The organism is Kitasatospora sp. NPDC057512 (assembly GCF_042802135.1).
Lineage (GTDB): Bacteria > Actinomycetota > Actinomycetes > Streptomycetales > Streptomycetaceae > Kitasatospora.
In genome coordinates this window covers 1-9,189 of the sequence record NZ_JBHVET010000312.1, presented here as the reverse complement: position 1 = coordinate 9,189, position 9,189 = coordinate 1, and the positions used below count along the sequence as shown (strand labels likewise).

Sequence of the window (9,189 nt, the reverse complement as noted above, 5' to 3'; positions counted from 1 at the left end):
GCCGGGCGGCGGCCGGGCTCCGCGCGCGCAGGGGGGGAGGGGGTCAGGCGGCGGCGCCCTGGTGGCGGGCGCGGACGCTGGTGACCAGCTGGGCGCGGATGCGGGCGGGCACCTCGGGGGCGAAGCGGGCCAGGTAGTGGGTCAGGTGGGCCTCGTCGCCGGTGAGGAACGGCAGGTCGAAGACCAGCAGTTTGCGCACCGCGAGCAGCGGGACGGGGGAGCGCAGCGGCCGGAAGGAGCGGTTCCACAGGCCGGGTTCCTCGCAGACCGGGTGGAACTGGCCGATCATCAGGCCCTGTTCGACGAACTCGTCCTTGGCCTTGCGCTGGAGTTCGTCCAGCACGGTGGAGTCCTCGCGGTCCAGCTGGGGCAGCACCAGCAGGACGGTCAGCAGCTCGCGGTCGGACTCCTCCGCCAGGTCGGCGAGCAACGCGTCGTAGTGGGCGCGCAGTTCGGCGACCAGCGCGGGCAGGTCCCCGCCGGGGGAGGTGTCGGCGACGGCGATGTGGAACAGGCCACGGCGCAGCGAGGGCTGGGTGTAGGGGCAGACCGGGCCGCTGCGGCCGAGGTCGGGGTGGGTGGTGGTGAGGAAGGCGCGTGCCCAGGCGAGGGTCTCGGCGGCCTCGGGGCCGGCGGCGGCGCGGCTGGCGTCGATCTGCTCGGCGCTGTACACGCGCAGCGCCCCGGTGACAGCGGCAGCGGCGGCAGCAGCGGGGGCCAAGGGGGCCGAGGGGGCCGAGGGGGCGACGGCGGCGGGGGCGGTCATCGGGGCCCCCGCCAGACCGGGGCCAGGCGGGGGCCGCCGCCGGGCAGGGCGAGGGCCTCGCCGAAGCGGGCGAAGCCGCCGGAGGCGAGCAGGCGGGCGCCGGACGGGGAGCTGGTCTCGGCGTAGGCGGCCTGGCCGGCGGTGTCGACCTCGGTGAGGAAGGCGTGCAGCAGCACCTGGCCGGCGCGGGTGCCGCGGGCGTCGGGGCGCACCCCGACGAAGGCGAGGTAGTGGTGGGAGCGGTGGCGCGGGTGGCGCAGGGTCTGCAGGCGGGTGATGGCGGCCAGGCGGCGGGACGGCTCGCCGTGGCCGGCGGCGTCGATCGCCTCGGCCAGGGCGGCGGTGGCGGCGCCGTCGCGCGGGCCCGGGTCCTCCCAGCGGCCGGGCGGCAGGAACAGCAGCGCCCCCAGCGGCTCGTCGTCCGCCGCGCTGTCGCCGCCGGCCCGGTGGACGGCCAGCGCGCCCCGGTGGGCCAGGCACCGCTCGACGTGGACGCGGAAGAAGGCGGGCAGGACGCGAGCGCGGTGGCCGGGGTCGGGGAAGGCCCACAGCATCAGCGCGTCGTCGGCGAAGGCGTCGGCGAGCGCGCGGGCCAGGGCCTCCTCCTCGCCCGGACGGGCGGGGCGCACGAGCGGCCGTACGGCGCTAACGGCCGGCCCGGCGGGCGGTAAGGCGGTGCCCGCGGCGGCGGGCAGGGCGGTGGCGGTGGTCAACGGGCACTCTCCTCGAACGAGGGGGCGGACGAAGGGGAAGGAGCCGAAGGAGCGGACGGAACGGTAGAAACAGGGGAACCGGTCGCCGAGGCGGCCAGCGCCGCCACCCGCGCGTGCAGCGGCGCCACCCACCCCTCCGCCTCCGGCTTGATCAGCACGCTGCGCAGCACCCGCGCCCCGTCCGCGTCCGCGCGCACCCCCGGGTGGCGGCGGGTGAAGTCGGCGGCGTCCACGCGCAGCACGCTCAGGTAGACGGGGTCGTGCTCGTCGGCCATGCCCTGGCGCAGCACCCGCTCGCTCGCGGCGTCGACCGCCGTCAGCGCGCCGGGCCCGGCCGGGGTGGGGAAGTAGGTGACGATGTCCAGCTGCGGCCGCTGGTACAGCGTCAGCTCCGCGCTGTCCTCGATCCGCCGCGCCCAGGCGAGGGCGGCGCGACGGCTCGCGGCCAGCCCCGCGCCCAGCCCCCGCGCGGTGAGCGGCAGCAGCTGCAGGGTCAGCCACAGGGCGGCGGCCGAGGCCCCGGCGCGCGAGCACTCCAGGCTGATCTCGCCCAGGTGCAGCTCGGCGTCGGTGAAGTAGGTGTACGGCGAGTCGTGGGCGAAGTGCCGCCCGATGTCCGGGTCGGCGAACAGCACCGCCCCGCAGCCGTACGGCTGCAGGCCGTGCTTGTGCGGGTCGACGGTCACCGAGTCGCAGCCGGCTATCGCCCGCCACGGCGCCGTGTCCACGTCCAGGGAGGCGGCCAGCGCGTCGTCGGCGGCCAGCAGCGCGAAGAACCCGCCGTAGGCGGCGTCCACGTGCACCCGCGCCCCGTAGCGGCGGGCCAGCGGCAGGATCTCGTGCACCGGATCGACGGCGCCCGCCCCCGTGGTGCCGCAGGTGACCACCACCGTGCCCACCCGCCCGGTGCGCAGCAGCCCCTCCAGCGCGCCCACGTCCATCCGGCCCTCGGCGTCCGCCGCCACCGCGTGCCCCTCCACGCCCAGCACGTGGCACATCCGGCTGTGGGTGTAGTGGGCCTCGCGGCTGTACGCCACCCCCAGGCCCGGGTGGCTCTGGCGCGCCACGTACAGCGCCTCCAGGTTGGCGATGGTGCCGCTGCTGGTCAGGTGGCCCACGTGCGCGGGCAGGCCGAACATGGCGGCGAGCTGCGCGACGCACTCGCGTTCCATGTCGTTGGTGGCCGGACCGCCCTCGTAGGCGTGGTTGTTGGGGTTGAAGCGCATCGCCGTCAGGTAGCCCACCAGCGCCGCCGGGTGCGGCGGCTTGACCATCTGCCCGGCGTACCGCGGATGGAAGAACGGGTAGTTGTGCTCCAGGCGCTCGGCGAAGCGCTCGAAGGCGGCCGCGAACGCCGCCTCGTCCACCAGGTGCGAGGGGTGCGGCTCCAGCGGCCCGAACCGCTCGCCCCACCGCTCGGCCACCTCGGCCGCCCTCGGCAGCCAGTACCGCAGGTCCACGCTCAGGCCCTTTCCCCTCAAGTCCTTCGACAGCGGGGGGCCGACGCGCGGGTGAGCAGCACGCCGGGCCCCCGGCGAGTACGAGCGTTCACCGCGTCCGAGTCCTCGAGCGTTCCTCGACCGCGTCCGCAGCCACCGTGGACACCGCCCGCAAGGCGCCCGCAACACCCGCAGCTCACCCCCCGCACCGCCCCCGGGCCCCACCCGCACCGCCCCCGGGCCCCCGCCCCGGCGGCCCCGCGCCCCGCGCGACGGCCCCAGCCGGACCCCACCGGGACCCGAGCCGCCGCTGCTGCAATCACCCCCGGACAAGGCCGCCCCACCCACCCGGGCGAGGCCGGGGGACCTCACGCGGGAGGAACGACGCGATGGTGACCAGACGCAGGATGATCGGCGCCGCCCTGGCGACCGGGGGAGGAGTCCTGCTCGTGCGCACCACGCTGCGCCCGGCCCCCTCCGCCGCCACCACCGCCGCCGCCGGGCAGGACGCCGGCCACGCCCACCCGGCCGGCGCCGCCGCCCCCGACCCCGGCCCCGACGCCGGCCCCGCGCTCGCGGAGAAGTTCACCACCGCCCTGCCGCTGCCCCCGGTGCTCAGCCCCGTCTCCACCGACGGCGGCGCCGACACCTACGCGGTGACCATGCTGCGCTCCTACGCCCGCATCCTGCCCGGGCGCCGCACCGAGGTCCTCACCTACAACGGTGCCTTCCCCGGCCCCGTCATCCGCGCCCGCTCCGGGCGCCCGGTGGTCGTGCGCCAGACCAACCTGCTGGACGACCCGGTCTCCGTCCACCTGCACGGCTCCGCCGTCCCCGCCGACAGCGACGGCGGCCCGATGAACCTGCTGGGCGCCGGCGCCACCCGCACCTACACCTACCCCAACGACCAGAGCCACGCGAGCCTGTGGTTCCACGACCACGCCCACCACCTGGAGTCCGAGCACGTCTACCGGGGCCTGGCCGGCACCTACCTGCTCACCGACGCCACCGAGGCCGCCCTGCCGCTGCCCGCCGGCCGCTACGACCTGCCCATCGCCCTGCGCGACGCCCGCTTCGACCCCGCCGGCAACCTCGTCTACCGGATGGACGACGCCGAGGGCCGCGCCACCGTCCTCGCCAACGGCCGCCCCTGGCCCAAGGTCGACGTCGCCGCCCGCCGCTACCGCATCCGCCTGCTCAACTCCTCCAACCTGCGCTTCTTCTCCCTGCGCCTGGCCGACGGCGGCCCCATCACCCAGATCGGCTCCGACGGCGGCCTGCTGGAACGCCCCCACACCACCGACACCGTCGACCTGTCACCCGGCGAGCGCGCCGACGTCGTCATCGACTTCTCCCGCTACCGCCCCGGCACCAGCGTCGTGCTCACCAACTCCATGCCGCCCGGCCCCGCCGAACACGTCGGCCAGGTCCTGCGCTTCGACGTCGGCCGCCCCGCCCCCGACCCCTCCGGCGTCCCCGACCGGCTGCGCACCCTGCCCCCGCCGGGCCCGGTGGCCCGCGAGCGCACCATCGTGCTGAAGGTCGAGGAGGGCGGCGCGGGCGTGGCCCCGCGCGGCCTGATCGACGGCCGGCAGTACGACCCCGCCCGGGTCGACGCCGCCGTCGCCTTCGGCACCTCGGAGATCTGGACGGTCCACAACGCCAACACCGACATCCCGCACAACTTCCACCTGCACCTGGTGCAGTTCCGCGTCCTGCAGCGCAACGGGGCACCCCCCGGCCCCGAGGAGGGCGGCCTCAAGGACACCGTGCGCCTGATGCCCGGCGAGAGCGTGCGCCTTCACGCCACCTTCGACTCCTACCGCGGCCGCTACCCCTACCACTGCCACCTGCTGGACCACTCCGCGATGGGCATGATGGCCCAGATGGAGATCGCCTGACAGTCCCTCGCGGGGCCTGCCGCACGCGCGCGGACGGCAGGCCCCGACGGGCGACGGCACGTCAGGACGCGTGGATGCCCTGCCCCGGCGTCAGGATCCCCGCCGGGTCCCAGCGGCGCTTGGCCCGCGCCACCGTCTCCCACAGCCCCCCGTAGTGGCGCCGCCAGTCCGCCCCCGTCATCCCCGGCACCGCCCCGATCAGGTACCGCTTGCCGCCCAGCTCCACCGCCAGGTCGTACAGCCTCCGGTTGCGCTCCAGCATCGCCGCCGTGTCCGAGCCCGGCCCCGGGAACGCCAGCAGGTCGAAGTGCCAGCCCACCTCCTGCCCGGGCAGCACCGCCAGCGGCGCCCGCACCTTCGAACGCTGGTACGGGTAGAACAGCAGCAGCCCCGCCCCCAGGTCGGCGGCGGTCAGCACCTCCGCTGCCCGCGCCATGAACGCCCGCGCCGCGGACGCCGGCAGGAACACGCTCAGCCACGGCTTGGGCAGCGCCCACAGCCCCGACGCGCGCAGGTACCCGGCGAAGCCGTCCACCCGGAACGCGTACTCCCGCCAGCTCTGCTCCACCACCTCGCTGGTCACCGGGCGCAGCCCCGCCAGCAGCGCCGCCCGGTCCACCGCGCCCCCGGCGTCCGCGAACGCCACCAGCTCGGCCTTGTAGCGCCAGCGCGCCCCGTCCTCGCTGCGCACGACGTCGCCGACCTGGAGGTCGAAGCGGCGTTCGGCCATGACCTTCTCCTGGTCGGCGAGGTAGGCGTCCAAGTCGTCGTAGTACAGGGAGAAGACGTGGGCGCGTTCGCGGACCTCGACCAGGGCGAGGGTGGCGCGCACGATGACGCCGACCTGGCCGCCGCCGGCCAGCACGGCTTCGAACAGTTCCCGGTTGCGGGTGGGGGAGGCGGTGACCAGTTCGCCGGTGCCGGTGACGACGTCGAGTTCCAGCACGTTGTCGACCTGCATGCCGTGGTGCTGGACGCCGCCGCCGATGCCGCCGACGCTCAGGGTGCCGCCCACGGTCAGGTGCAGGTAGTCGGTGAGCACCGGCGGCACCCAGCCCGCGGCCAGGCCGGCCTCGGTGACCTGGGCCCAGGTGGCGCCGGCCTCGACGACGGCGCGCCCGGGGCGTACGGACAGGACCTTGGACAGGCCGCGGGCGTCGATGGCGACGCCGCCGCGGGGGTTGGCCTGGCCGTAGCTGGAGTGCGACTCCAGGCCGGCCTCGCCGAGTTGGGCGAGGTCGCCGCTCTGGCCGTTGACGGCCACCGGGATGCGGTGGCGGCGGGCGAAGGCGACCAGCTGCTGCACGTCGCGTACCGAGCCGGGGCGCAGGACGGCCCGGGGGGTGGCGGTGACGAGGTGGCCGAAGTCGGTGGCGAAGCGCTCCAGGCCGGCGCCCTGGAGGGTCACCGTGCCGTCCAGGGCGGGCAGTCGGGCGATGTCGGCGCCTTCACCGGTGCCGGTGCCGGTTTCGGTGTCGGTTTCGGTGGCCCAGGCGGCGGTGGCGGTGTTCCAGCCGATGACGGCGCTGACGGCTCCGGCGCCGGCCGAGGCGAGGAGGGCGCGGCGTGACAGTCCTGACCTGCTCATATCAGAATTTCTCCGATCAGTCGTCAAATAGGGATTGTTGTACCGCAACCATCGGGTGATCACCTACTGCCCCGCACCGTCCAGCTGTTCCCGCAGGGCGGTGAGGTGGTGGAACACGGCGTTGACGAGCATGGGCCGGTACGGGTCCCGGTCGTCGTCCATCCAGGCGGTGGCCGTCGCGGCCTCCTCCAGCAGGGCCAGGCGGGCCCGGGGCAGGTCGGCCACCAGCGGGGAGCGGACCGCGTCCAGCAGGGTGTGGACGAGCTTGCGGGCGTGGACCCGCGGGCTGACCGCGAACAGCGTGCGGTAGACCCACAGCGCGTCCTCGCCGTACAGGATCCAGTCGTCGTTCATCAGCAGCCGCACCCGTGCCCTCAGCACCAGGTCCTCGTTCATGTCGCGTGTCCCCCTTCGCCGTTCGTGAGCAGCCTCCCGCCGCGTACGGGCAGCACGCCGTGCGCGCCGGCCGCCCTGGGCAGGGCGGCGGGCGCGGGGTTCGCGGTGGGATGCGCACGAGTCTGCGGGCGCGGGGCGGGGCGCGGCAAGGCGCAGGAAGGGTGTGCTGCGTCCTACCGGAGCCCTGCCCTGAGCTGGCAGGATGGGGTCGGCACCCTCCGGGCGCGGGGGCGGGGGCTAGCCTGGGCGCCATGTTCGTACTGGAGTTGACGTACACCGCGGCCCTGGAGTCGATCGAGGCGGTGCTGCCGCAGCACATCGCGTGGCTCGACGAGCACTACGCGGCGGGCACCTTCCTCGCCTCGGGGCGCAAGGTGCCGCGCGACGGCGGGGTGATCCTCGCGGTGGGGGAGGACCGGGCCCGGATCGAGGCGCTGGTGGCCACCGACCCGTTCGTGCGGGCCGGGTTGACCGAGTACCGGGTGACGGAGTTCCTCGCCACCACCACCGCCCCGGAGCTGGCGGCCCACCGCCAGCGGCTGCCCGGCTGAGGCCCTTCGCCCCCGGCCGTCCCCGTCCGTCCCCGTCCGTGCGTGGTGCCCCGGGCCGTTCGCGCGGTTCGGGGCACGGTCGCGTTCTGGCTACGATCGGTGAACACGGGGCGAGGACGTATCGCGAGTACCGACTTTCGGCGGGAGAAGACGGATGGCACACGCACGGGCCGGGCAGCCGGCGCAGCCCGGTGACCTGGTGGACGTGGCGCGGCTGGTGACGGCGTACTACGCGCTGAACCCGGACCCGCAGGAGCCCGGGCAGCGGGTGGCGTTCGGGACCTCGGGGCACCGGGGCTCGGCGCTGGACGGGGCCTTCAACGAGGACCACATCGCCGCGACCACGCAGGCGATCTGCGAGTACCGGGCCGAACAGGGCGTCGCGGGACCGGTGTTCCTGGGCGCGGACACCCACGCCCTCTCGGAGCCGGCCAAGGCCACCGCCCTGGAGGTGCTGGCCGCCAACGGCGTGCACGTGCTGATCGACGCCGCCGACGGCTACACCCCCACCCCGGCGGTCTCGCACGCGATCCTCGCCCACAACCGGCGCAGCCCGCGCGCGCTCGCCGACGGCATCGTGGTCACCCCCTCGCACAACCCGCCGCGCGACGGCGGCTTCAAGTACAACCCGCCCAGCGGCGGGCCGGCCGGCTCGCAGGCCACCAACCGGATCCAGGACCGCGCCAACGAGCTGATCCGCGAGGGCATGCGCGGCGTGCGGAAGGTCCCCTACGCGCGGGCGCTGGCCGCCGCCACCACCGGGCGCCACGACTACCTCACCGCCTACGTCGAGGACCTGCCCTCCGTCCTGGACCTGGACGCGGTGCGGGAGGCGGGCCTGCGCATCGGCGCCGACCCGCTGGGCGGCGCGTCGGTGGCCTACTGGGCGCGCATCGCCGAGACCCACCGCCTGGACCTGACCGTCGTCAACCCGCTGACCGACCCGACCTGGCGGTTCATGACGCTGGACTGGGACGGGAAGATCCGCATGGACTGCTCCTCCCCGGCCGCGATGGCCTCCCTCATCGGCCGCAAGGACGAGTACGCCATCGCCACCGGCAACGACGCCGACGCCGACCGGCACGGCATCGTCACCCCCGACGGCGGCCTGATGAACCCCAACCACTACCTGGCGGTGGCCGTCGACTACCTCTACCGCCACCGCGCCGACTGGCCCGGCGACGCGGGCGTCGGCAAGACCCTGGTCTCCTCCTCGATGCTGGACCGCGTCGCCGCCGACCTCGGCCGCGCCCTGGTGGAGGTCCCGGTCGGCTTCAAGTGGTTCGTCGACGGCCTGCTGGAGGGCTCGATCGGCTTCGGCGGCGAGGAGAGCGCCGGCGCCTCCTTCCTGCGCCGCGACGGCGGGGTGTGGACCACCGACAAGGACGGCATCCTGCTCGCCCTGCTGGCCGCCGAGATCACCGCCGTCACCGGCGAGAGCCCCAGCGCCCGCTACCGCGACCTGACCGGGCGCCACGGCGCCCCCTCCTACGCCCGGGTGGACGCCCCCGCCGACCGCGAGCAGAAGGCCCGCCTGGCCCGGCTGTCCCCGGAGCGGGTCGGCGCCGGCGAGATCGCCGGGGAGAAGATCACCGCCGTCCTCGCCAAGGCCCCCGGCAACGGCGCCCTGATCGGCGGCATCAAGGTCTGTACGGAGAACGCCTGGTTCGCGGCCCGGCCCTCGGGCACCGAGGACGTGTACAAGATCTACGCCGAGTCCTTCCACGGCGACGAGCACCTCGCCCGGGTGCAGGACGAGGCCCGCGCCCTGGTCGGCGAGGTCCTGCGGGGCTGAACCGGGTACGCCCGTGCCCCGGACCGGCGGCCTGCCGGAC

The 9,189-nt window shown here is 75.4% G+C and carries 8 protein-coding genes; 3 read left to right on the top strand and 5 right to left on the bottom strand.

What is annotated here, in order from left to right; all coding sequences use genetic code 11:
* Positions 1-43: 43 nt before the first annotated feature.
* Genes ACFU6K_RS20805 through ACFU6K_RS20795 form a run of 3 tightly spaced genes read right to left on the bottom strand, consistent with a single transcriptional unit; the run spans position 44 to position 2,939 of the window.
* On the bottom strand, positions 44-766 hold the full coding sequence (locus tag ACFU6K_RS20805) for a DUF6875 domain-containing protein (protein ID WP_380665073.1): 723 nt from the start codon (positions 764-766) through the stop codon (positions 44-46).
* On the bottom strand, positions 763-1,479 hold the full coding sequence (locus ACFU6K_RS20800) for a hypothetical protein (protein WP_380665071.1): 717 nt from the start codon (positions 1,477-1,479) through the stop codon (positions 763-765). Before ACFU6K_RS20800 ends, ACFU6K_RS20805 begins: the two co-directional genes overlap by 4 nt.
* Positions 1,476-2,939 carry a pyridoxal phosphate-dependent decarboxylase family protein gene (locus ACFU6K_RS20795; protein ID WP_380665069.1) on the bottom strand — a complete coding sequence of 488 codons (1,464 nt, stop codon included), beginning with the start codon at positions 2,937-2,939 and terminating at the stop codon, positions 1,476-1,478. The genes ACFU6K_RS20800 and ACFU6K_RS20795 overlap by 4 nt, the downstream gene beginning before the upstream one ends.
* Positions 2,940-3,307: 368 nt before the next feature.
* Here ACFU6K_RS20795 and ACFU6K_RS20790 point away from each other — a divergent pair, with 368 nt between their 5' ends.
* Positions 3,308-4,819 (top strand): multicopper oxidase family protein, encoded by a 1,512-nt coding sequence (locus ACFU6K_RS20790; protein WP_380665067.1) that lies wholly within the window; start codon positions 3,308-3,310, stop codon positions 4,817-4,819.
* A 61-nt stretch (positions 4,820-4,880) separates the two neighbouring features.
* Here the strand turns inward: ACFU6K_RS20790 and ACFU6K_RS20785 are convergent, their stop codons facing one another.
* The gene (locus ACFU6K_RS20785) at positions 4,881-6,407 is read right to left on the bottom strand and encodes an FAD-binding protein (protein WP_380665065.1); all 1,527 of its coding nucleotides are present in this window, start codon (positions 6,405-6,407) and stop codon (positions 4,881-4,883) included.
* 63 nt (positions 6,408-6,470) lie between these two features.
* Positions 6,471-6,803, bottom strand: a complete 333-nt coding sequence (locus ACFU6K_RS20780) for a hypothetical protein (protein ID WP_380665063.1) — start codon at positions 6,801-6,803, stop codon at positions 6,471-6,473.
* A 251-nt stretch (positions 6,804-7,054) separates the two neighbouring features.
* Between ACFU6K_RS20780 and ACFU6K_RS20775 the strand changes: the two genes are divergently transcribed.
* A complete protein-coding gene (locus ACFU6K_RS20775) occupies positions 7,055-7,354 on the top strand; it encodes a YciI family protein (RefSeq protein ID WP_380665061.1) in 300 nt (99 codons plus the stop codon).
* 154 nt (positions 7,355-7,508) lie between these two features.
* Positions 7,509-9,149: a phosphoglucomutase (alpha-D-glucose-1,6-bisphosphate-dependent) gene (gene pgm, locus ACFU6K_RS20770; RefSeq protein ID WP_380665059.1), complete on the top strand. Its 1,641-nt coding sequence runs from the start codon at positions 7,509-7,511 to the stop codon at positions 9,147-9,149.
* The last annotated feature ends 40 nt before the right edge of the window (positions 9,150-9,189 follow it).

What these genes read in the sequence shown, in the direction of transcription:
- ACFU6K_RS20785 (WP_380665065.1), bottom strand. Translation starts at nt 6,407, where the DNA reads ATGAGCAGGTCAGGACTGTCACGCCGCGCCCTCCTCGCCTCGGCCGGC.
- ACFU6K_RS20775 (WP_380665061.1), top strand. Translation starts at nt 7,055, where the DNA reads ATGTTCGTACTGGAGTTGACGTACACCGCGGCCCTGGAGTCGATCGAG.
- ACFU6K_RS20805 (WP_380665073.1), bottom strand. Translation starts at nt 766, where the DNA reads ATGACCGCCCCCGCCGCCGTCGCCCCCTCGGCCCCCTCGGCCCCCTTG.
- pgm (WP_380665059.1), top strand. Translation starts at nt 7,509, where the DNA reads ATGGCACACGCACGGGCCGGGCAGCCGGCGCAGCCCGGTGACCTGGTG.
- ACFU6K_RS20780 (WP_380665063.1), bottom strand. Translation starts at nt 6,803, where the DNA reads ATGAACGAGGACCTGGTGCTGAGGGCACGGGTGCGGCTGCTGATGAAC.
- ACFU6K_RS20790 (WP_380665067.1), top strand. Translation starts at nt 3,308, where the DNA reads ATGGTGACCAGACGCAGGATGATCGGCGCCGCCCTGGCGACCGGGGGA.